The organism is Acetobacteroides hydrogenigenes (assembly GCF_004340205.1).
GTDB lineage: Bacteria > Bacteroidota > Bacteroidia > Bacteroidales > ZOR0009 > Acetobacteroides > Acetobacteroides hydrogenigenes.
Genome location: NZ_SLWB01000002.1, coordinates 80,147 through 104,209, shown reverse-complemented (window position 1 = coordinate 104,209; position 24,063 = coordinate 80,147). Strand labels below are relative to the sequence as shown.

The following is a 24,063-nucleotide window of genomic DNA, read 5'->3' as shown; positions in this document are numbered from 1 at the left end:
ACATGTTTTCCTAAGATTCCTATTGAAATTAGGAAAATAGAATTGATCATCCAGCCAAAGTATGTTGGGTTTAATATTAATGTAAAGAAAGATATGTTGGATATCATTATTATTAAGAATAATAAATAATATATATATTTTTTGATATAATGCATGTTCCGATTATTTTAATTATTAAGAATGCTCTTATAATAAGAATAAATAGTTTCAGTATAATTTTCATTACAGCATTTATCTATAATAATATTTTGAGCGGTTAATATTCTTTTCTTGTATTCATTTGTTTTAACGATAGAATCTACATATATCATGCTTTCACTAAGTTCTGATACTGTATTAAAAAGTATTCCGTTATTTGTTTTAGATAATATTTCTTTGGTTCCTCCATTATTTCTTCCGATAACTAGACAACCCATAAAAGTAGCTTCAAGTGTCATTCTTCCTAAACCTTCATAATTTGAAGACACTATCAAAGCTGTTGCTTTTTTCATTAGTTCTGTAATATCATCACGATAATTTAAAAATTGTATTCTATCTTTGCAGTTTAATGAATCAATCCATTGTTTAAGATTTTCAAGGTACATTTCATCTTCTGCAGCACCTGCAATAATTATTTTGTATTTTTGAAGTTTATCAGAAATATTGTCAAAAGCATTAATTAGTAATTCTATATTTTTTTGTTTAGAAATGCGAGTTGCAAATAAAAAATATGGTTCTTTTTCGTGTATGTATATGTGTTCTTTTTTTGATAATATGCCATTCCATAATGATATTGATTTTCCATGTTTAGTTAAATTAAAATGTTTTTTTATATCCTCTGAAACTGTTATAACATTTGATTTTTGTAAGCGTTTTTCAAACATTCTTTTACTAGGTAAAATAATCCAATCTAAACCCTTTGTTTGGTATTCTCTTAAATGCCAAATATGCGGTATATTATTATTATAACAGAATTTGTATGCTTGGTGATAAACTCCGACATTTGTATGTACAATATCAGGCTTATATTTGCAAATTATTTTTTCAACATTTTTTTTGCTCTTATATAGATGGTATAGTTTTTTTATTAATCTATATGGAAGTTTAATGTAATCATTAATATTTTTTGGTTTAGGTAAGATTGACATCTCTAGATTTAATTCCTCTATCACACATTTTTTGCTATGCCCGTAATTTATAAAATCAATATTTTTATTTTTATCATTTATAATAATTATAATATGTAGTCCGCGCTCAATCATGTTGTCTAATATGATTTTGAATGACATTGTAGAACCTGCTCTAAAAGTTGGTCCTAAAATGTACATTATTTTGAAATTTTGTTTTCCCATATTTTATTTAAGTAACAACGCAATTTATTTTTTTCATCATCAGACAATCCTAAAAGCCATATAGAAATTAAATTAGCAATTGTAATTACAATTAAAAATGTAATTGTCAATATAAAAGATGGATGCGTATATTTATATATAAAAAGTGATATCACGCTTATAGGTGTGAGAGGGATAATGATTGGTAGAACCACTAATTTGTAATACTTTGGCACAGAAAGGCCTGTTTCTTTTTCTGCAATTAATATTCTTATAATTTGCAATAAAAAAAAGATTAATATTAGAATAATCATTGAAAAATATGGAGGTGCTCCTAATTTGAAAATAGAGTAACAGATTGGTAGAAACAGTAATGAACCTAAACCTATTTTTAATTGATAATTTTTAATATTACCACTTGCTTGCATTAAAACTGTAATTGGTTGTTCAAATACATTTATCAAAGAGAAGATTAGAATGAGTTGTGAAAATGTAATTGTATCCTCAGAAACGTTTTTTGCTCCTAACCATATAGTAAGTACTGGTTTTATGGTTAATATTAAGGGAAACGCTATTAAGAATAATAAGTAAAATGAATATTTGCTACTTCGATATACTAAAGAATACATTGAATCAAATTCGCCTGAGGCATAACGTTTAACTATTTGTGGTCGAACTGCCATATAAAAGTTGTTGCTGAAAGAATATACAATAGTATTTATTTTATCGGCAATAGCTTTTGCAGCATTTATTGTTGGTCCAAAAAAAATATTTAAAATAATAGATTGTCCTTGAATATTTAATACATTTGTTATACTGCCGAATAGATTCCAACTAATGTATGATAATAATTTATTAAAAATGGATTTAGACCAAAAAAAGCGATATTTGCATCCCTCAAGAAATTTGTAACTATATACATAATATATCGAGAATATAATAAAAGACGCAATCATCATAAGTAAACCATAAGTAAAAAGTTTATCAGTTTGTGATAGATTTAGCAAAAATATAAGAGCTACTTTTAATATTGCTTCAATTAGACTTAAATATGCATAAAAATTCATTTTTTCATATGCAATTATAGATGAAATAAAGGGAATAGTCAATAAATTAATAACAAACGAAACAATTGCAAAATAATATATCCAAAGCGATACAGATAATTTACTAGATGGAATTACTAATATGTTAAAAACTATCCAGTGACTAGTAATTATACTTATAATTAATATTACAAAAGATAGTGCTAAAAATATAATTACTAGCATACTATATGTTTCTTGAAATGCTTTTAAATCATTTTTACCCAATTCAAATGTTAAAAATCTTTGTGTTGCTGAGATTAAAGCCCCATTTAGTATCCCAAGTAAACCAACAACACCTGCAACGACATTATATATACCAAAATCCTCTAAACCTAAAATATTAATAATTATCCTACTTGTATATAGGCTTATGCCAGTAACAAGAATCATTCTTACATATAGTGCAATAGTGTTTTTAGCAATATGTGAGTTCCTCATAGTTTTTTTGATTATGAATATAACCTAGACTTAATGCCTATATCGTTATTCATTTATTGTATTTAATATTTTTAATGCGTTATTGTTGATTTGATAGATGGTCAAATAGTTTTATAGCAAAGAAATAGTATTTTGTATTATTATAATTAGTTATTATTTAATATATCGATGTCTCTAAATGTATTTAATATTATCTATTACCAGTTCCTAAAGAGAGTGATTGGATATAGTTATTACTCGATAATACATTAAGATTATATTCAATGGCATTAATGTTATTTTCAGGGATATTTGTTTTATTTTTGAAACCTGAACCTTGTGAATCTATTGAGGCGCTATAACATTCAGTTGTCCAGTAATTTATCCCAATGCTTATATGTGGTTCTACAAAACCATTAAATGGTGAAATAAATTTTATTTCTGGTTTGTAAATATAGCCAATACCTTTGTTTATTATTTTAATTTGATTTAAAGTTCTATCGTTATCGATTATTGGTTCTAGAATTATGTTTTCAACTTTGTTGGTTAATTTTGCAAGTAAAGTAGACGTATTATCATATCTACTACCTTTATTAATAATGCTAATTCCTTGAATACTTCCATTATTTGGATTCCAATCTACATTAAATCTAGCATCCAAACCTCCGCCAATTAAAACAACGATTGGTTTTGAAGAATAAGTACCGCCATCAATTATATTAATATTTTCAACACCTCCTTCAGAGTTTAGTGTAAATGATAACTTTGCATTTCTGTATGTTATCCCTAACGGTACATCTGGTGGACTTACTTTAATATATAAAGGTTTTACGAATGGAATTGGACTAGAGTTTTGATTTTTTGTGAATAAAACAGGAACGGTATATTCCCCAGGTGCAAAGGAGTCATCAATAGGGTTGTTTTCTAGGTATAGCTTTTGGGTTGTTTGGAAGTCGGCAACACTTAGTTTAATGGGTAGTCCATTAATTGAGGCAGGAACCTTAAGGGTATAGGTACCATCGGCAGCAGTTGTAGCGGTAACGCTTGCATCGCTAAAGGCGTACTTTAGTATGCGTCCGGCGCTTGGGCTGCTGGTGGTGCCCTGTGTTGGGGCTATATAGCGGGCTACAAAGTCGGGATCGTCAATATCAACCGTTGCTGTTACCTTAACGCCAGGTGCAGGTTCGGGTGTTGTGTTGGTAAGGTCGAGCTCTGCTGTTACCTTACCGGTAATGGTGGCACATCCGGGATCGGCTATTGGGAACATAGGCACCATGGTGCTGGCGTAGCGTATGGTGTTCATTATTTGCGTTTGCGAGAGGTTAACCAGGCTCTCGGCTGGTGTAATGTCGGCTATATAGTCTACCTCGGCATAGCCATCCATCTTAACGTTTACGGCAACCGTTCCAATGCGCATGTTTTTAAACGTGGCAAAGCCGTTGGCATCTGTCGTGGCGGTGTACATGCTATCGTTTTGGTAGGCCATAACCTTTGCTCCTTCCATGCTTACGCCTGCCTTTAGCATGGCCGAGCCTGCTGCCGATACTAGCTTAACGGTATATTTTATTACCCCACCGCGCTTTAGTAGCGAGTCGGTTTGGGCCAGCTGGTTCTTTAGGAGTTCCTCTTCCGAGATGTCTTTCTTACACGAGGTAACGGCAAGCGCTAGCATTGCTGCTGCCATTAGCGAAAAGGTTAGCTTCTTGTTCATAGCTATTTTTTTAGCGGTGGTTTCCAACAGTTATTTCAGCCTGTACTTTTGTAAGTATTACTCTAAACGCCGTATGCAACACTTGTAGCGTTACTTTCGGCGTATAGTATAGGTAATTGCAGACAAATGTAGCAAATTAACACAAATAAAGAAACGATTTTTGCAATTAAGTTACAGATTTAATGGTAGGTTATTTTTATCTATCTCTGACTTACCTTTGTTAAGGTTAAAGTTTATTTATTCTTAGAAATGAATCTCGAAAACTTGAGGGAAGAGAGATGATTTCTGTCTTCAGCCTCTATTGCAGCAGGTACAGCAAAGCCTCGTCACTCCCATTGTTAGCCTTGTAACTAATTGTTGTACTTAGGAGTAGCGAATTACAGTGAGTGTAAACGGGGAATTCCATACAGCCTTATTTGAGTAGTAAATTCCCTATAACGGTGCAAAAGTAAGCTCTACTGGAAAATATGCAACACCATCTAAATTTTTAGCTTTACATAATTTGTTAAAAGAAGGAGATGTTAGATGATAGACGTTAGAGACAAGATGGGAAAATGAAAAATGAAAGAATGAGCTATTTTCATTCCACCAATTTTTGCGAATTACGCGAATTACACTTTGTGGCTGAAAGAAGATGAAAGATGAAAGATGAAAGAATGAAAAATTTCGGTTCACGCCTCACGGTTCACGGTTCACGTTTAACGACTCCCTACCCCCTCTTTCACTCTACCGATTTGGCCTGTGTACGAAGTATTTCGGCAGTAACCACCCATCCAAACTCCTCGATACGGAGCTGCATTTTGGTCTTCCCTAGCTTGGTGATGATGCCCTTCTTGCCCTTTAGTATTCCCTCGCGGACCTCTACCATCTGATTCTCCTCGAACGAGAACTGGTAGCCTTCGGTTTTGGTTAAGAACTTTTTAATGCTTTCGATCTCCTTTTCGGTAATCTCGGCAAACTTACCCTGCGAGTAGACGAATCGAACCAGCTGGGGGATACTCTTTAGCGCTTCGTACACCTCGAAGTTGTTTAGGTAAACAAAAATGTATGAGGTAAAAAGGGGTATTTCAACAATTTTTATTCGATCGCTCCACTTGCGCGAAGACTTTGCCAGCGGAAGGTAGGCAGTATAGCCCTGTTTGAGAAGCTTATCGTAAACCTGCTTCTCGGAACGTGGCGCGCAGTAGCCTACCAGCCATCGCGATTGTAGCTCTTTATTGTTATTTGTATTTGCCATGCTGTTTATAAGGTACCCAAAGATAGGGAAAAATGGGCGTTTGAAGCAAGAAAGGGAATAATGAAAAATTCAGTTTCGCGCCTCACAGTTCACGCATCACCCATCACGACTAACGATTAACCACTCCCGACTAACTCTGTGTTCCTCTGTATCTCCGTGTCTCTGCGCTTGGAAATGAAAAATGAAAGGTGAAAAATGAAAAAATTTGTATACGGTACACTCTCCACTCGATCACGGCTCACCTCTCACGGTTCACTGCTCCCGACTAACGATTAACGACTCCCTATTTTTCGCCTCCCCACTCACTCTTCACCCATCACCCATCACGACTAACGATTAACGATTCCTGCTTACGCGATCCCTTGCACCCTCTTCACCCTATCAATGGTTCTAGTAATCAGAGTTGATAGTTTTAGAACGCAGTAGGTGAAGAAATTGTGCTTGTTCCCTCCTACTTTAATCACGGCTTTGTAGGTAAGATATTTTACCTTGTGCTTTAATTTGTTGGCAAAGCTGCTTAAAGGATAAATCTTTTCGAAGATAAATCGGTAGTACGAGTCGAGGTAGAGCGTGCTGTATATACGCTGGCTATTACGGTGAGAGATAGAGCTGTCGCTAACGCGGTAGCAGGCAACTATCTTATCGATGAATGCAACGTTATATCCGTTGCTAATTAGCGCGATATGGAGCGGATAGTCCTCCATAAAGCGGTATCGATCGTCGAACCCTCCTACCCTTTCTACTGCTGTTCTGTTGTAGAGTATGGACGGAGCTGCAATTCGGTTACCATCTACCATAATGGCGAGGATCTCCTTATTGGACAGCCTATTTGAGTAGAAGCTGTTGGTTTTGGTATCGAGGGGCCAAACATCGGTAAAGGTGTTTGCTCCGTTCTTCGAAGTGAACTTCTGAACCAGACCGTGTATTAGCGCTAGGTTTGAAGGTAGCGATGGAAGCGCCTCCATGTAGCACTGTATGGAAGATGGTTCCAAAAGATCGTCGCCTGCAATAATCTTAACCCACTCTCCTTTTGCCTCGTTGAAACCTCGGTTGCAGTTGGCCGATATCCCCGAGTTTTTGGGAGTTTTGACCAGCTTTGCGCTTACAAAACGCGACGAGTGGACGTTTATCCATTCTTGGGCAAGCTCTACGGTGTTATCGGTCGAGCAATCGTCGGTAACAATAAGCTCGATGTTGGCGTAGGTCTGACTGTAGGCGCTATTTAGCGTTTCGAGGATATATTCGCCCGAATTATAGGCAATAACGACTATTGATACTAACGGATTTTGCTTGTCCATTACTTATTTCTGAATTTCTTAACTACCTCCAAGATGTTAAGCCTCTTGTTTACCTCTTTTAGGGTGTAGATTGTCGAAGCAATAAGCGCTATCACTATAATAGCGTACGAGATTGGTGTCGACACAATAAACGTTGCTGCAAATGTAGCAGAAACCATTGCAAGCTGAAGGACAAATATTCGGATAAGCTGCCTATCGAATCTAAAGCCATAGGCTCTATAAGCAATTGCTGCCATAATGGCGAGGTAAGCGGCATACGAGGCAAAGAATGCAAAACCTAGTCCGGCAAGTCCACCCCACATATAACCCAAGATATTAAAAAGCAGCATAATGGCGTTTGCAAGAGTTTCGGTGATAAAGTACAGCTTGCTGTTCCCTTTCGCGATAACAAGAAAGCCCAACGCCCACGATGCAGCCTTAAATGGTATGCCTATCATGTTCCAGCAAATCATGGTTCGGATGGGCAGGAACTCGGGGGTATATAGCAAACGAACTAGCAGGGGAGCAAAACCGATAAGGGTAACCAGCATAGGACCAAGAATCAGAAGGGCTATCTCGGATTGCTGATTAACGGTTTGATGCTGAGCCTTGCTGTCGTTGTTTAAGCCTGCTAAACGGGGAAAGTAGTCGGTAGCCATGGCGGTAAAGACGAGGCCAACGTACTGTGCGCTGATGGTCCAAGCTGCCCTGTACATTCCCACATCCGACACGCCTCCTGTTCGGCTAACAAATAGGTTGGTAACGTAGGAAACCAGCGTAACCATAAATCCGCTAAACATCATGGCAATGCCCAGTTTAGCCATGTTGATGCCTCCCTTATAGCTTTCGTGCCAGGTTTGCTTTACAGGAGCAACGCTGACCCTTCGGGCAAAGTACGACGAAAGCAGCAGCGCTGTAGCGGCAGTAACAATAAGGGCTGGAACAATCCCTTTTATGCCAAAGAAGTAGTAAAGAGGGATAGACGTTATTAGTCCGACTAGCGATCCAAGCATGCTCGACTTTGCCATATCCTTTAGGCGGCGCATACCCTGTAGCAGCGATGTTTGTCCGCTGCTAAGCGCATTAAGTAGCAGCGTTACCGATAGCCAAATGAAGGCCCACGTGTACTCCTCGTTACCAAAAGTCCATTTGCTTAGGAGTGGTGCCAGAGCAACTGTTGCCACCGAACCAAAAAGTCCTGTAGCCCAAACCCATCGGCGAAGAATCTTTATGGATGAGGCTATTTTCTGAGAATTACCGCTACCGCTTGCCTCCGATATATCGCGTACAGCGCTCGATGACAGTCCAAGTCCAGTAATAGACTGGACCATGGCAATTGTGGTAGTAAATAGGCCCAACACACCCATACCAGATGCACCAAGCAGAACGGCAACAATCTTTGAGCGAATGATGCCGATAATGATGTTGAACACCTGAACCCCGCCAAACAGCGATGTAGCCTTAAATATCTGTCGGTATGATCCCTTATTGCTTGTCACAAAATTAGACGTTAGATAATAGACGCTAGATGTTAGATTTCATTATTCCAACACAGAGACGCTGAGACACAGAGGAACACGGAATCGGAAGTTGGGAGTCGTTAGTCGGAAGTCGGAAGCCGTAAAGCGGAATCTTTCATTTTTCATCCTTTCGTTTTTCATTTCTCCCGTCTTGCGTCGTGATACGTGATACTTGTGTCTTGGTACGTGTGTCGTGTATCTAGTACCTATTCACAACCTCTACCACACTCTTTATCTCCGCGTCCGTCATCACAGGGCTCATTGGCAGGCTTATAACCTCCTCGTGTATGGCTTCGGTGATGGGGAAGCTTAGGCTGTTCCAGCTGGCGTAGGCATTCTGCTTATGTGGTGGAATTGGGTAGTGGATAACCGTTTGTATCCCGTTGCTGGTAAGGTATTCCTGAAACTCTACGCGGTTTTCTACCCTTACAACAAAGATGTGGAATACGTGGTTGTTGCTACCATCCCAAGCAGGGAGGCTTACCTTAGGGTTCCTGATGTTTGCCAGATAGTAGCGGGCAACTTCCCTACGATGCTCGTTTTCGGCATCAAGTCCCTTAAGCTTAACGTCGAGTATGGCTGCCTGCATCTCGTCTAAGCGGCTGTTTACGCCTTGGTATATGTTGTGGTACTTCTTGTGCGATCCGTAGTTTGCCAAGGCTCTTATGCAGGAGGCAAGCTCGTCGTCGTTGGTGGTAACTGCTCCCCCATCGCCAAGCGCTCCTAGATTTTTGCCAGGGTAGAACGAGTGTCCAGCGGCATCACCAAGGTTGCCTGCCCTATTGCCATTGGCAAGCATTGCCCCGTGCGATTGGGCGCTATCCTCAATAACCTTAAGGTTATGCTTTTGGGCAATTTGGTTTAGCTGCTCCATTTCCGATAGCTGTCCGTACAGATGAACGGTAAGAATGGCCTTCGTTTTTGGGGTAATGTGTTCCTCTACCTTAGCTGGATCGAGGTTAAAGGTTTTAGCATCGGGTTCTACCAGCACAGGAACAAGGCTATTAGCCGATATGGAAAGTATAGAGGCTATGTAGGTATTGGCTGGAACAATAACCTCGTCGCCATCGGACATTATGCCTAGCTCCTTATATGCCCTAAGGATAAGGATAAGCGCATCGAGCCCATTGGCAACGCCAATACAGTGCTTTGTTCCGCAGTATGCAGCGTAATTCTTTTCAAAACGGCTTACCGATTCGCCGTGTATATACCAACCCGAATCGAATACATCGTTCATGGCCTTCTTTATCTCGGCCTCGTGCAGCTGGTTGACCTTAAGCAGGTCTAGAAACTTTATCATTGCTAGTGTTTTGTATCACAATAAAAAGATGAAAAAAAGAATGAAAGATGAAAAAACACAGCATTACGCTTCACGTTTGAGCCGATATCTCGATCACAAATTTTCTTGTTCACGGTTCTCGCATCTCGCATCACAATTCTTCTGTCCACGAATTCCGCGTCGTTTTTTAGTGCCCTTGGAATTAGTCTTTTAGTTTTTTTACAAACTTTGCAGGATTGCCCATCCAAAGCTCTTCTGCAGGAATATCCTTGGTAACAACGCTGCCGGCGCCAACCATTGCTTTCTTTCCAATGGTTAATCCTCCCAAAATGATGGCTCCAGCGCCTATCGATGCGCCATCTTCGATGGTAATACGCTGAAACGATTCGGGGTACTGTTTCGAGCGAGGATACTTGTCGTTGGTAAAGGTGACGTTTGGACCTAGAAATACGTCATTACCAACGGTTATGCCATCCCAGAGGTAAATACCCGATTTTACCGTAACGTTGTTACCTATGGTAACATCATTCTCAATAAACGTATGGCAGTTGATGTTACAGTTAGAGCCAATAGTTGCTCCCTTAAGGATAACGGCATACTGCCAGATGAGGGTATCATCGCCAATATTCGATGTTTGTACATCGGCTGTAGGATGTATTTTGACCGCCATTTTGCTTATTCGTTTATGTACTTAAGGTAATCCTCGTAGGTTCTAATGTAGTCCGATTCGGCGTAACGGTGCGATGTTAGAACTAAGCACACAGCACCCGACGAGAAGTTTATTTCCGAAGCCCATAATCCTGGAGGAATATGTAGCCCTTGGTAGGGACGGTTAAGCTGTATAAGCCTTTGAGTACGACCATCGTCGAGCAGTACCTCGAAGGCACCGCTGGCAGCAACCAAAAATTGGTGACACTCCTTATGTGCATGTGCACCACGCGATTCGCCACCGGGGATATCGTAGATGTAGAATACCCTTTTTACATCAAATGGAAGATCAATTCCATTCTCGATAATCGAAATGTTGCCTTCTCTCCTACTATTCTTTTTGATCTGTACGATGGAGCTGTCCCAAACTGTTACCTTTTTACCCATTGGTTAGCTGTAAATACTGGTTGTAGTCTCTTATATAGTCGTCGGCATTGTAGGTTGTGCTCGAAAGCACAAGGGCTACCGAGTTGGTCGAGAAGTTTTCCATATGCCTCCAAATGCCGTGAGGTACGTAAAGGCCGTAGTACGATCGATTCAACGAAAAGCGTTTTTCCTGCTTCCCGTCGGTTACTACCACGTCAAGACTCCCGGAAAGTGCAATGATTAACTCCTCTTGCTCCTTAAACGCATGTCCACCACGCTGTTCGCCACCTGGTACATCGTAAATCCAGTAGGTGCGCATAATGGTAAAAGGGATATGCCTGTCACCTTCGAGAAATGAAAGGTTTCCTCTTTCGTCGAGTATTTTAGGTAAGTCTACTATTCGAACGCTTTCGAGCATTTTATTTCTGATTATTGTTCAAAGTTGAGATATTTAATTCAAAGAGCAAAACAGATTATATAGAAATAAGACATAAGTATCAAGTAGTAAACTTAGTCTTGATGCTTATGTCTTGTATCTTGCGCCTTTTATGCTAATTCTCGTAGTATTCGCTCTGGTAGTTCTTGCTGTACCTGTAGTGGTACTTGCTGTAGCTGGTGTAGCTTTTCTTCGAATCGAAGTCGTTAACTACCAGCGCCAGCTTGCTGCCTAGGTAGGAGTGCAGCTCCTTACAGTACTCTACCACATCTTTAGGCGAAACACCCATTCGGGTTATAAAAAGCACTAGATCAACTTTTTCGAATATAATTCGGGCATCGGTAACTATGCCAACGGGTGGAGTATCAATAATAATGCAGTCGAACTGTTCGCGTGCTTCCGCCAAAAACTGCTCCATACGGGGAGAGCCAATCAGCTCCGAAGGATTTGGTGGAATTGGCCCCGAAACGGCAATCCATAGGTTTGATACAGAAGTGGGCTTATATGCTTTTTCGAAAGAGTTCTGCTCGCTAAGGTAGCCGCTCATGCCATAGTGGTTGGTCGATTCGAAAACCTTCTGAATCTTTGGCTTGCGGAGATCTAGGCCAACCAAAAGAGTTCGCTTTCCAGATAGCGCATATATTGCAGCAAGGTTGCTCGCACAGAAGGTTTTGCCCTCTCCGCTAATAAGCGAGGTAGTGAGCAGTGTCATGCATTTTTTACCATGGGCAACGTAGTTGATGTTGGTACGCAAGGTACGGAACGATTCGGATAGCCTCGATTTGGGACGTTCTATTACGGGAATATCAACGGGAAGCTGCGAGTGGTCGAGGGTTGCGAGCATCGACACCTCTGGTAGCTTACCGGTTAGATCTTTTACGGTGCGAATCTTATTGTCGAAGTAGTCGCGCAGGATTATTACAATTAGCGGAATGAGCAGTCCAAGGATAAATCCAAGCGCATAGTTCATCTTGGGTTTGGGTTGCTTAAGCTCTGCGTTTATGGCAAGGGCCGGATCTACAATCTTACAATCGGAGATGTTGGATGCCTTTGCAATGGATGCCTCAGATTTTTTTTCGAGCAGGTAGGTGTACATCTTATCGAGCAGGTCGTACATCTTGGTTTTATTGATAAGCATCTGCTCGTTGATGGGTAGCGACGAAATGTTTGACTCAATTTTTCTTACCTGAGCATTGATGTCGTCGTTGGTTATATTATTGGTAGCAATAAGGCTGTTTACCTTTTCCATCAGCGCGTTCTTGGTGTTACGAATTCTCGCCTCGAGCTGCTGCATGGCTGGGTTGTTCTGCTTTACGCTCATTTTCATATTCTCGCGCTCGGTGCTAAGCTGCGATAGTTCATTGAGCTGGTTGATAAGCTGCATATCGTTTATTCCTAATGTATAGGGAGCAACAATATCGGAGTAGCTATCCCTCTTTTGGAGGTAGTTTTTTAGGTAGGCGTAGTAGCGTTGGTTTATCTCTACTGTGGCTTTACTGGTTTGAAGGTTTTTTAGGTTGTCCAGCAGCATACTCGATTCCTTATCAATATCGAGTATTCGGTTGTTCATTCTAAAGTTTCGAAGCTGTACTTCTGCGCGTTGCAGCGAGTCGCGCATTCCGAATAGCTGGTTATCAATAAAGTCAATCGTATTTTTTGCTATTTGATTCTTTTCCTCAAGTCCTTGACGGATGTAAACCTCTACCAGCTTATTAAGATATTCTGCCTCCTGATCGGCTGATTGTCCGGTTGTAGACAGCGATATGAGTGAGGCATTCTTATCAACCAAATTCACCTTTACCTTGTTGCGGTATACGTTGGCGAGCTCATTTAAGTCGTTTCGGGTAATAATGTAGGTTTGCCCAGCTAACTCCTTCTCGCTGTAGCTGGCGGTAGGTATAACGGTAAAGCTAAAGTTATCTATAATAACCTTTTGGCCTATGGTTTTGGGATCAGAAAAGTCTCCATTGTTAACCTTTGCGGTAAAGGTTTTACCATCGGTAAACTCGATGGAGATGCTAGTGCCGTGAGGATTGTTGTAGGAGGTGTCGTACGCTATGCGGAAAGGAATATTTTTGTATACAACATTCTGCTTAAATCCGCTCTTTCCTAGCTGCTTATAGGTAGTATGAAAGCTATCGAGCTCTTTTACCGTATTGTAGGCAATGGTATACGACTTTATGATGCCTATTTCGTTCTGGATACTTTTGGTGTTATTAACTAGGCTTAGTTCGCTAAGAAGCGCTTCGGCTCCGGTATTTGCCCTATTCTTATCATCGCGAATAAGTATGGTAGAGTCTACCTGATACACGTTGTGCGTTGTTCGGGTAACTACGTAAGCCAGTCCAAGGCATACCGCTAGCGATATAACAAACCAGTACCAGTAGCGAAGTACAAGGTTTACATACTTTTTAAAATCGAGGGTTTCCTCGGCCAGCAGCTGCTCTATTTCTCTTGAATCCATGTGGGTTATCGAATGTAGTTAAGTAGGAGAACTAAGGTAGATATTGATGTTAAGAATATTGAGTAGGTAGGAATATTCATTTGGGTAGTTTTCCCTTTTCGGGGATCAACAATAACCACATCGCCCGGTTGTAGGTTGTATCCAGGATTGGTTAGGAGCGATCGGGAGTTTAAGTCGACCGCTATGGTCGTATTCTCGCCTTTGATGTTACGAACAATGGTTACCTTTTGTCGGTCTGCAAAGTCGGTCATATCTCCAGCTTGCGCAATTGCTTCAAGGATGGAGAGCCTGTCGTGGTAGTTGGTAATTACGGTTGGCTTTTTTACCTCGCCAATTACGGCAACTCTAAAGCTCATAAGCTTAACAACAACAACGGCATCGTTAATGTACTCCAGCGCCTTTTTCTTAACGGAGGCGGTGAACTCGTTAATGGTTTTGCCCGCAGCATCTATTTTACCAATAAGCGGCACCTCTACGTAACCTGAATCGTTTACTGAGTAGGTATTTATGTAAACGCCTACATCGCTATTGAGCATACTTCCCATAGTGTTAGGGGTGGTGTTGCTGTTGCTAAATAGGGCGTTAATCTCCTTGTTAAGCGTACTGGTAATTTGGATGTAGATCTCGTCTTTGGGCGATATACGGTAATCCTCTTGTTGTGCTTTTGGTAGAGTAGCAGCGCTCTGACTCTTCAGATAGAGCAGCTGGCTATGCTTATTGCATGAGGTTGCTACTACTAAAAGTAGCAGTAAGGTCACAAATGTCAATCCTTTACGCATACGTATAATGTTTCGGATGTAAAAATAGCTTTTTATATTATTGGTAAAATAGAAAAAAGAGCAGTTGAGGAATCAACCGCTCTTTATTATGTTAAAAAAGAGGTAAATTAGCTTAACTCAGACCAAGCAAGCGCCGCTGCACCAAGTACGGCTGCGTTTTTATCGTTGAGCTCCGAAAGAAGAACCTTAATCTTATTCTTGTAAATGATACAGATATTCTCTTCCATATATCTTTTGGTTGGTTCCAGAATAAGGCTTCCTGCCTTTGCCAGACCTCCAAAAAGGAAGAATGCTTCTGGAGTAGAGAAAGCTGTAAAATCGGCAAGCGCTTGTCCAAGCTTTTTCCCGGTTTCCTCAAAAGCCATAAGGGCAAGTTTGTCTCCTGCAACTGCCTCTTTATAAATCATCTCGGATGTAAGATCGTTGTAGGTAAATGCGCGAAGCGTGCTTGGTATATTCTCGTTTGCAAGAAGTTCGAAAACAGTTCGCTTAATACCAGTAGCCGATGCGTAAGCCTCTAAGCAGCCATTACGACCACAGCCGCACTTACGGCCTCCCTTTTCGATAATTACGTGTCCAAGCTCTCCTGCATTTCCATCGTATCCGTGAACCATTTGACCATTAACAACAACGCCGCTGCCCAATCCGGTTCCAAGGGTAATAACGATGAAATCCTTCATTCCTTTGGCTCCACCATAAACCATTTCGCCAACTGCTGCCGCGTTGGCATCGTTGGTAAGAACTGCAGTTTTATCGTTGCCAAAGAGTTCCTTCATTTTTCCCACAACATCTACGTTGCCGCTCCAGCTAAGGTTTACCGCATTTTCGATGTGTCCGGTATAGTAGTTGCCGTTAGGCGCACCAATGCCTATGCCTGTGAGCTCTATTTCACCATCCCGCTCTTTCAACGTTTGCATAATTGCATCGTGAATAGATTGAGCCCAATCGTTAAAAGTGGGGTATGCCTGTGTTGGAATAGAACCTTCGCCGTAGAAATTTCCATCTTTATCTACAATACCAAATACGGTATTTGTTCCTCCAACATCAATGCCAACAACAACGCTCTTCATTAAAATAGGTAATTATAGGTTCATTTTAAGCGGCGTCTAAGATACAAATTCTAAGTATTTATTTTTGGTAGACTTGTACGAACAGCTTTTTTTATGATTAATTGTGTGCTAAAGCTCTATACTATGAAGGTGTTATGCGTCAACTACATATTCTAGGGTCTCGAGGGTTAGTATTCTTTACTACGATTGATAAAATACTTACTTTTGAGGACTAAAATAGAAGTTGATGTCGATACGAGTAGAGGGAGTTACCAAGCTTTACGGCGATCAGGTTGCGCTGAACGGTGTATCTTTTAGCATACCATCCAACCAGGTTGTTGGTTTTCTTGGCCCTAATGGGGCAGGTAAGTCTACGATGATGAAAATTCTTACGGACTATATTCCGCCAACATCGGGTAAGGCCTTTGTAGATGGTATTGATGTGCTGCTCAACCCAATTGAGGCAAAACGTATAATTGGCTATTTGCCCGAGAATAATCCTTTATACTACGATTTCTACGTTAAGGAATACCTCGAATTTGTTGGTAGTATATATAAGGTAGAAAAACTTAAGGCTCGAGTTGCTGAGGTGATAGATATTACCGGCATTGGCTACGAGCAAAATAAGAAGATAGGCTCGCTATCAAAAGGGTATAAGCAGCGTGTTGGACTAGCCCAGGCGTTAGTGCACAACCCAAGCGTACTGATTCTCGATGAGCCAACTTCTGGGCTAGATCCTAACCAGATTGTAGAAATTCGTTCTCTAATTGAGCAAATTGGTCGCGAAAAAACCGTAATGCTTTCGACGCACATTATGCAGGAGGTTGAGGCTATATGTCAGAACATCATTATTATAGATAAGGGGGATATCGTTGCAAACGGCTCAACCAAAGAGATTGCAAGTTTGGCACTTGATTCGAAGATGGTAACCGTGGAATTCGCGGAAGTGCCAAGCGCTGATATTGTAGATCAACTGAGGATGTTTGGTAGGATAGTTAAGCATGAGGGCGCTGTCTTTACGATCAACTCTGCTGATAATGTTGATATTAGGCCTAAATTGTTTAACTTTGCAGTTGCTAACGGATTGAGCATCGTTCAGCTGCAGGAGCATGAGGCGCATCTCGAAAGCGTATTCCGTTCGCTCACAGGTAAAAAGGATATGTAACAATTAAAGAAAATAGAATACGATGAATGAACAAAGCCAGGTAAAATCGACAAGCAAGGTGCTGATAGGTGTAATAGCAGCCCTTGTTGTAGCCGTTGTGGTTTTAGGTATCATGTATATGAACCAGATGAACCAATCGAAGAGTACGCAGGCACAGCTAACGCAGGAGAAGGACTCTATTGAGGCTAACCTGACCCGAATGGTAAGCGAGTATAAGAATCTTAAAACGAGCAACGACACCATTAATACGCAACTTCTTGGCGAGCGTGCAAAGGTTGAGGGGCTTCTTGGTGAGCTACGTCGCGTAAAGTCTGTAAACTACGAGCAAATAAAGCAGTACCAGAGCGAGCTGGGAACCCTTCGTGCGGTAATGCGTAGCTATATCACACAGATAGACTCGCTGAATACCCTAAACCAAGCCCTAATCGCTGAGAATATTGATGTAAAAAAGAACTACTCGAGCGAGAAGGCCAAGAATCAACAGCTTACAGAGCAAAATACGGCATTGAATACGCAGGTTGCTAAGGGCTCTATTATTAAAGCTCGCGGAACAAAGGCAACACCTATTAATGCACGTGGTAAGGAAATGACACGTGCTAGCCGTGTGGAGAAGGTGAAGGTGTGCTTTACCCTTGTTGAAAATAGCATTGCAAAGGCTGGCATTAAGGTAGTTTACCTCCGTATTACAAGCCCAGAGGGATATCTTTTAGCGCAGAGTCAAGCCGATGTGTTTAATGCTGGAGGAGAGAATCTTGTTTACTCGGCAAAACGCGAGGTAGACTATCAGAATCAGGATGTTGATATGTGTATCTTCTACGATACCCGAGGAGAACTTAAAGCAGGAACCTATTCGGCTGCTATTTTCCTAGAAGGAACCCAGATAGGAACAACACAGTTTATCCTAAAGTAGGGGGTTTAGGCAACGATAAAAAAATGAGGCTGTTAGTAACAGCCTCATTTTTTTTTGGTACAATTCAACAGAAAAAGATGTTATCTAACATCTTTAAAGGAGTGGTGTAATGGTTTTTATTCTATATTTGCTTGTTTTTCGCCTTTTTTAAAAGGCTGGAAACATGATCGTTATTTGAATAACACACGTTTAACTAAAGACTTGTTGATGGAGACATCATTCATAAAAGAGTTTGAACGCACGATTAGGGAAAATTGGGAACGGAAAGCTTTAACGGACTATAAAGGTGAGACGTACTACTACAAAGATGTAGCTCGTAGAATCGAGAAGATACACCTTATCTTCGATCGTTGCGGGGTCGAAAAGGGCGATAAAATAGCTCTTGTAGGCAAGAACTCATCGAACTGGGCAATAACCTTTATTGCAACAGTATCCTACGGAGCGGTGATTGTTCCCATCCTTCACGAGTTTAAGATTGACAATATTCAGCACATCATAAACCATTCTGAGGCAAAGGTGGTTTTTGCAGGTGATTCGTACATCGATCAGTTCGATGAAAAGGAGATGCCTCAGCTCAATGCAATTGTCAACTTATCCGATTTCAGCATAGTATTTGATGCTTTCAACAAAGAGATTGAGCACCTTACCAGCAAGGTTAACGAGCTTTATAGCGAAAAGTATCCTAATGGCCTAAGGGCATCGGATATCTCCTACGAAGCAGAAGAGAGTGCCGAAAGCCTCTGCCTTTTGAACTATACCTCGGGTACTACAGGATTCTCTAAGGGGGTTATGCTGCCCTACCGAAGTCTAATGGCTAACTATCTATTCGCTAAAGATGTGCTGAACATAGAAAAAGGCGAAAAGGTAGTATCCTTGCTTCCCTTAGCACACGCCTATGGTGCTGCTTTCGAGTTTATCTACGAATTCTTGGAGGGTGTCGAAATCGTGTTCCTTACCAAGAACCTATCTCCAAAGATAATCCTCGATGCCTTTGCCGATGTAAAACCTCGTATTATTCTTTTGGTTCCGCTTATCCTCGAAAAGATCTATAAGAAGGAGATTCTTCCGAAGATTTCGACGCCTACCATGAAGGCTTTACTTGCTGTTCCTGGCCTTCGATCGATTATCTATAAGGCAATAAACAAGAAAATTACGGACTTATTTGGCGGTAACTTTATAGAGGTAATTATTGGGGGAGCAGCGCTTAATCCAGAGGTTGATGCTTTCCTCAAAAAGATCGGTTTCCGCTATACTGTAGGCTATGGGATGACTGAGTGTGGTCCTATTATTGCCTATGCGCCTTTCGACGATACTCGTATCGCTTCGTGTGGAAAGATCGTTAAGAGGCTTCAGCTTAAGATTGATTCGGTTGATCCGTACAACGTACCGGGCGAGATTATGGTGAAGGGCGAAAACGTGATGCTTGGCTACTATAAGAACGAGGAGGCAACGGATGCTGTTATCGAGCAGGATGGCTGGATGCACACCGGAGACCTTGCTGTTGTAGATCGCGAAGGATTTATCTACATAAAAGGCCGCAGCAAGAATATGATCCTTGGGCCTTCGGGGCAGAATATCTATCCCGAGGAGATTGAAAACAAGCTGAACAACCTTCCTTTTGTTAGCGAATCGCTGGTTGTTGAGAGCAACTCGCGCCTTGTAGCTCTGGTATTTCCGGATGTTGATGCTGCAAAGAGCCAGGGCATAAACGAGGAAGAGCTGCATAGCCATTTCGAAAAGAAGCGGCACGAAATCAACAAGCAGCTGCCTGCGTTTTGCCAGATCTCTGCGCTAAAGCTGCGCGACGAAGAGTTTGAGAAAACGCCTAAGAAGAGCATAAAACGCTTCCTTTATCAGGTTGAAGCATAATCTTTAAAGCCTCCACAATGTTGGGGGCTTTTCTTTTTGAGCTGCGATATGTGATGTGAGATGTGTGATGTTTGAGCTGCGAAAACGGATGGATTTGCTAATTCCTCTCGGTAATTAAAGAGGCAACTACACGGAAAATCTAATATCTTGCGTCTAATATCCAACGTCAACTTTTGCCGCTATGCTCGATTTTAAGATTAAGGTATTCTATTCTGCTGCTACATCGCTTAGCTTTACCCGGGCTGCACACGATAACCACATATCGCAACCTGCGGTAAGCAAGGCCATTCGGCAGCTCGAGCAGCAGCTGGGGCACTCTCTTTTCGAGCGAAACGGAAGCCGATTGGCCCTAACCTCTGCCGGGGTGCTCTATAGGGAGCATGTAGAGAAGGTGATCCTCGAAGAGAAGCAGCTGCTCTTCGATTTGGGTATGCTTACCAACCAGCATATGGGATCGTTTACGCTTGGCGCCTCTACCACCATTTCGCAGTACATCATCCCTAAAATACTGCTGCAGTTTAGCGGCAACTACCCGAGGCTGGAGGTTAAGCTGCTAAGCGGTAACACCAACGATATAGAGCAGGCGGCGCTTGCTAAAACCATCGACTTGGGTATTGTGGAAGGGCTTACCCACCGGAGCGGGTTGCGCTACATCCCTTTTAGGGAGGATAGGTTGAGGGTGGTGTGCCACCGTTCGAACCCGCTATACTCGCGTGGGAGCATTACCCTTGAGCTGCTTAAGACGCAGCCGCTTATTCTTAGGGAGAACGGTTCGGGTACGCTGGAGGTTATCGAGCATTCGTTGAGGGGGTGCGGCATGCGCATTAGCGACCTGAACGTGAAGCTCTACCTTGGCAGCACCGAGAGCATAAAGAATGCCCTTGAGGCGGGAACCTGCATTGCCATCCTATCGGAGGAGACCATTAAGAATGAGCTGCGTGACGGGTCGTTTAGGCTGCTACAGCTGGCCGAGGTGGAATTCAACAGAACCCTATGCTTTATTCTTCCCCACGGGGTGGCAGCAGGAATTGCTGAGTCGTTTATTCAATTTGCGCTGCTTAAGCAATAGCTTTAAGAATTTCACTTTTAAAATATAGCTGCAAGAATCAAGAAGCTTTTACTCGCAACTAGCAATTTGGAAGAACGTGCTCTCCTTTTTTCTTTTCTTTTTGTAAGGGCAAAAAAAAAAACAAAAACCCTTGGCACGAGTTAACTCGCTCGGTCGCGGTGGAATGTCACCACCTCAATTGATTGCTTCTAGTCCTTTCATCGCTATTGCGCGGATTGGCGTTGTAGCAGCTCCGCTCGCTCGAACAGAATTCGTGCCGATGTGGTATGGCTACGCCATGGTATCTACGGGGGAAGGTTGTTAGACGTTGCTAAGCTTTCCTACCGCTGGTTAGTCTCTCCCTACAGTGAAGGTCCTGTTTTAATAGGCTAATAGATCTTTTTCTTGGTCAAAAATCTAAAAAGCGAGAATCTATCAATAGCTTTAAGCTATTGCTTATAGCTACTTTTGAGTTTATTTTTGCCTTTTGCTGAGGTTCTTTTGTGGCAAACTAAAGAATCAGCTATGCTCAAGCAGAAAACACACTACTTCTATGCAATACTCGCTATTGCTGCAATCCTTTGCCTTTTCGATCTTATAAATGCCCCCATAGCCCTTCTTCTGGGCGTTGTTGTAGCCCAGCTGTCGGATAATCCCATACCGAAGGTAACATCGCGGCTATCCAAGTACATCCTTCAGTACTCCATTGTAGGCTTAGGCTTTGGAATTAACCTGGTGCATGCCGCAAAGGCGGGTGCTACCGGGTTGGGCGTTACTGCGCTGAGCATTGTGCTTACGCTGCTGGTGGGTATGCTAATAGGGCGTAAGCTGGGCATCGAAAGGAATATTTCGTTGCTGATATCGTCGGGAACGGCCATATGCGGGGGAAGCGCCATTGCGGCAGTTGCCCCGGTGGTTGGGGCCAAGGACGATGAGACCTCGGTGTCGCTGGCCACCATCTTTCTGCTAAATGCGGTAGCGCTGCTGATCTTTCCGCCTATTGGCCGATTGCTACACCTTAGCGAGCTGCAGTTCGGCTTCTGGTCGGCCATCGCCATACATGATACCAGCTCGGTGGTGGGTGCCGCCAGCGTTTTTGGCGACAATGCGCTGAACATTGCCACCACCATTAAGCTCGAGCGCAGCTTGTGGATTGTTCCTATCTCGCTGCTCTTTTCGTACTTGTACGGTGGGGGAGGGAAGAGGGCGAGCTTCCCGCTTTTTATCGTCCTTTTTCTGGTGGCAATGGTTATCGGAACCTATCTGCCTATTCCTGAAACCCTGCTGATGGGCGTTACCGCCATTGCCCGACGCACGCTAAACATGGCGCTATTCCTTATAGGGATGGGGCTATCGTTTAAGGCTATTCGCAGCGTAGGCGTGAGGCCGATAGTGCTGGGGGTTACGGTTTGGATTATCGTTGGAGTGGTGTCGCTGTACGGGATACGCCTCCTTCTTTAAGCTGTAGCGCCTTGGGGGATCAGCGTAACACTCCTTACTGCTGGCGTAACATGCTATGCTTCCAGCGTAGCATTCTATACTGCTAGCGTAACATGCAATATCACCAGCGTAACACTCCTTACTGCTGGCGTAACATGCAATATCACCAGCGTAACACTCCTTACTGCTGGCGTAACATGAAATGTTGTTAGCGTAACACTCCTTACTGCTGGCGTAACATGCAATATCATCAGCGTAACACGGTTTACTACTGGCGTAACATGCTATGCTTCCAGCGTAGCATTCTATACTGCTAGCGTAACATGAAATGTTGTTAGCGTAACACTCCTTACTGCTAGCGTAACATGCAATATCACCAGCGTAACACGGTTTACTACTGGCGTAACATACAATATCATCAGCGTAGCACGATTTACTACTGGCGTAACAAGGAATATTGACAGCGTAACACTCCTTATCGCGAGCGTAGCATGGTTTACGATGGGCGACAATGGTTTGCAGCGGGGGGGAGGAAAAACATCAGCCGAATAAGGTGGAATAGTAAGCTTTTCTGTTCTTTTTTGAAGGCAAAAAAGAACGAAAAAACCTTGCCGAGAATTAACTCGCTCGGTCGCTTTATGGCCATATTATACCGATTAATGGGCTGCTTTCGGGATCGCCTTATCTTTTCGAAACGTTGCGGATGCTCCGCTCGCTCAGACAGGGATTCTCGGCCTGGTGGAGTGGCTTCGCCACGGTATTTACGGGATAGCCTTAGGGCTATTTTTACCAATTGCATGCCGCCTATTTATTGTGCTTCAACTTTACGATCAAATTATATTCTTTGAAAGCTTGATAAGTAGCTCCAGCGAGGGGGAGGCGGTTTTGCTTCGATTCGAGGGGGGCGCATTACAATGGGCTGTCCTTGGTTGGGCGCTTCTTTTAATACTAATTGCATCGTAAATAGCAACTATCGTTGGCACGAACCGTTTTACATTCAGGCCTAGCACTTCTTCGCATCTGCCTCCTAGCCTTTGCAGTAGCTATTAACCCCTAAATTGTAGGTAGGAGATGAGAAACAACGGATCGTTTGCTGCGCTGCTCTTTGTAGCTGTTGTTGCAGCAGGGCTGGGCTTGGCGTTTGCCATCGACGGTAGCCTTTCTTCCCCCGCGAGCACCGTCATTCTAATTGTTTTTTCAGTTCTGGCGGCCGCTGTGGCTGCGGCAACCAAGGTGGCCGATCAGTGGAATAGGGCAGTGGTGCTGCGCCTGGGTAGGTTCCATAGGCTTCGGGGGCCTGGGCTATTCTTCATTATTCCGATAGTTGATGGGATTCCGTATTGGATCGATATTCGGGTGATCAGCACCGCCTTTAACGCCGAAAAGACGCTTACCATGGATACCGTTCCGGTTGATGTTGATGCGGTTCTGTTCTGGAGGGTGGTTGACGCCAAGAAGGCCGCCCTAGATGTGGCCGACTATAAGAGCGCCATCAGCTGGGCCTCGCAGACCGCCCTTCGGGATGTGATCGGCAAGACGATGCTGGCCGAGATGCTGGAGGGGCGCGATAAGATTAGCGCCCTTCTGCAGCGCATCATCGACGAGCGAACCGAGCCGTGGGGCATCAACGTGATATCGGTGGAGGTAAAGGATGTGCTGATCCCCGAGGGGCTAGAGGCGGCCATGTCGATGCAGGCGCAGGCCGAGCGCGAGCGTCAGGCGCGGGTTATCCTTGGCGATTCGGAGCGGCAGATTGCCCAAAAGTTCGAGGAGGCGGCTAAGGCGTACGCCAACAACCCTACCGCCTTCCACCTTCGTGCTATGAACATGCTGTACGAGGGGCTGAAGTCCAACGCCACGATTGTGGTTGTTCCGAGCACGGCTATAGAGAGCATGAACCTTGGCAGCATGGCAGGAACGGGCAATATTGCGGTGGATTCGATAAACGACGGCTGAGGAGCCGGAGCCGAACGAGGGAAAGGTTGCACGA

General features: G+C 42.7%; 19 protein-coding genes. 6 read left to right on the top strand and 13 right to left on the bottom strand.

The window, feature by feature from the left end:
* Nucleotides 1-167: 167 nt before the first annotated feature.
* From CLV25_RS03210 to CLV25_RS03150, 13 genes are all read right to left on the bottom strand, one after another.
* The gene (locus CLV25_RS03210; RefSeq protein ID WP_165876970.1) at nucleotides 168-1,307 is read right to left on the bottom strand and encodes a glycosyltransferase; all 1,140 of its coding nucleotides are present in this window, start codon (nucleotides 1,305-1,307) and stop codon (nucleotides 168-170) included.
* The gene (locus CLV25_RS03205; protein ID WP_131838199.1) at nucleotides 1,307-2,836 is read right to left on the bottom strand and encodes an MATE family efflux transporter; all 1,530 of its coding nucleotides are present in this window, start codon (nucleotides 2,834-2,836) and stop codon (nucleotides 1,307-1,309) included. Before CLV25_RS03205 ends, CLV25_RS03210 begins: the two co-directional genes overlap by 1 nt.
* Nucleotides 2,837-3,026: 190 nt before the next feature.
* Entirely contained in the window at nucleotides 3,027-4,526 is a 1,500-nt protein-coding gene (locus CLV25_RS03200) for a carboxypeptidase-like regulatory domain-containing protein (RefSeq protein ID WP_131838198.1), read from the bottom strand.
* A gap of 721 nt (nucleotides 4,527-5,247) precedes the next feature.
* Nucleotides 5,248-5,763: a UpxY family transcription antiterminator gene (locus tag CLV25_RS03195; protein WP_131838197.1), complete on the bottom strand. Its 516-nt coding sequence runs from the start codon at nucleotides 5,761-5,763 to the stop codon at nucleotides 5,248-5,250.
* Nucleotides 5,764-6,113: 350 nt separating this feature from the next.
* The gene (locus CLV25_RS03190; RefSeq protein ID WP_131838196.1) at nucleotides 6,114-7,061 is read right to left on the bottom strand and encodes a glycosyltransferase family 2 protein; all 948 of its coding nucleotides are present in this window, start codon (nucleotides 7,059-7,061) and stop codon (nucleotides 6,114-6,116) included.
* Entirely contained in the window at nucleotides 7,061-8,539 is a 1,479-nt protein-coding gene (locus CLV25_RS03185; RefSeq protein WP_131838195.1) for an O-antigen translocase, read from the bottom strand. Before CLV25_RS03185 ends, CLV25_RS03190 begins: the two co-directional genes overlap by 1 nt.
* A gap of 220 nt (nucleotides 8,540-8,759) precedes the next feature.
* Nucleotides 8,760-9,860, bottom strand: a complete 1,101-nt coding sequence (locus CLV25_RS03180) for a DegT/DnrJ/EryC1/StrS family aminotransferase (protein ID WP_131838194.1) — start codon at nucleotides 9,858-9,860, stop codon at nucleotides 8,760-8,762.
* A 181-nt stretch (nucleotides 9,861-10,041) separates the two neighbouring features.
* Nucleotides 10,042-10,509: an acyltransferase gene (locus tag CLV25_RS03175; protein WP_131838193.1), complete on the bottom strand. Its 468-nt coding sequence runs from the start codon at nucleotides 10,507-10,509 to the stop codon at nucleotides 10,042-10,044.
* Between the two features lie 5 nt (nucleotides 10,510-10,514).
* Complete coding sequence (locus tag CLV25_RS03170; RefSeq protein ID WP_131838192.1) at nucleotides 10,515-10,934, bottom strand: sugar 3,4-ketoisomerase; 420 nt, start codon at nucleotides 10,932-10,934, stop codon at nucleotides 10,515-10,517.
* Nucleotides 10,927-11,331, bottom strand: coding sequence for a sugar 3,4-ketoisomerase (locus CLV25_RS03165; protein ID WP_131838191.1), 405 nt, complete (start codon nucleotides 11,329-11,331; stop codon nucleotides 10,927-10,929). Before CLV25_RS03165 ends, CLV25_RS03170 begins: the two co-directional genes overlap by 8 nt.
* A gap of 133 nt (nucleotides 11,332-11,464) precedes the next feature.
* Nucleotides 11,465-13,813, bottom strand: coding sequence for a GumC family protein (locus CLV25_RS03160; RefSeq protein WP_131838190.1), 2,349 nt, complete (start codon nucleotides 13,811-13,813; stop codon nucleotides 11,465-11,467).
* Between the two features lie 5 nt (nucleotides 13,814-13,818).
* On the bottom strand, nucleotides 13,819-14,592 hold the full coding sequence (locus CLV25_RS03155; protein WP_131838189.1) for a polysaccharide biosynthesis/export family protein: 774 nt from the start codon (nucleotides 14,590-14,592) through the stop codon (nucleotides 13,819-13,821).
* A 107-nt stretch (nucleotides 14,593-14,699) separates the two neighbouring features.
* The gene (locus CLV25_RS03150; protein ID WP_131838188.1) at nucleotides 14,700-15,662 is read right to left on the bottom strand and encodes an ROK family protein; all 963 of its coding nucleotides are present in this window, start codon (nucleotides 15,660-15,662) and stop codon (nucleotides 14,700-14,702) included.
* Nucleotides 15,663-15,888: 226 nt separating this feature from the next.
* On the opposite strand from CLV25_RS03150, the gene gldA reads away from it, so the two are divergent.
* The 6 genes from gldA (at nucleotide 15,889) to CLV25_RS03120 (ending at nucleotide 24,029) form a co-directional block, all read left to right on the top strand.
* Complete coding sequence (gene gldA / locus CLV25_RS03145; protein ID WP_131838187.1) at nucleotides 15,889-16,806, top strand: gliding motility-associated ABC transporter ATP-binding subunit GldA; 918 nt, start codon at nucleotides 15,889-15,891, stop codon at nucleotides 16,804-16,806.
* Between the two features lie 22 nt (nucleotides 16,807-16,828).
* On the top strand, nucleotides 16,829-17,716 hold the full coding sequence (locus tag CLV25_RS03140; protein WP_131838186.1) for a hypothetical protein: 888 nt from the start codon (nucleotides 16,829-16,831) through the stop codon (nucleotides 17,714-17,716).
* A 207-nt stretch (nucleotides 17,717-17,923) separates the two neighbouring features.
* Entirely contained in the window at nucleotides 17,924-19,585 is a 1,662-nt protein-coding gene (locus tag CLV25_RS03135) for an AMP-binding protein (RefSeq protein WP_131838185.1), read from the top strand.
* Between the two features lie 181 nt (nucleotides 19,586-19,766).
* Complete coding sequence (locus CLV25_RS03130) at nucleotides 19,767-20,654, top strand: LysR family transcriptional regulator (protein ID WP_131838184.1); 888 nt, start codon at nucleotides 19,767-19,769, stop codon at nucleotides 20,652-20,654.
* 504 nt (nucleotides 20,655-21,158) lie between these two features.
* On the top strand, nucleotides 21,159-22,094 hold the full coding sequence (locus CLV25_RS03125; protein WP_131838183.1) for a YeiH family protein: 936 nt from the start codon (nucleotides 21,159-21,161) through the stop codon (nucleotides 22,092-22,094).
* 1,050 nt (nucleotides 22,095-23,144) lie between these two features.
* The gene (locus CLV25_RS03120; protein ID WP_131838182.1) at nucleotides 23,145-24,029 is read left to right on the top strand and encodes a slipin family protein; all 885 of its coding nucleotides are present in this window, start codon (nucleotides 23,145-23,147) and stop codon (nucleotides 24,027-24,029) included.
* Nucleotides 24,030-24,063: the final 34 nt, after the last annotated feature.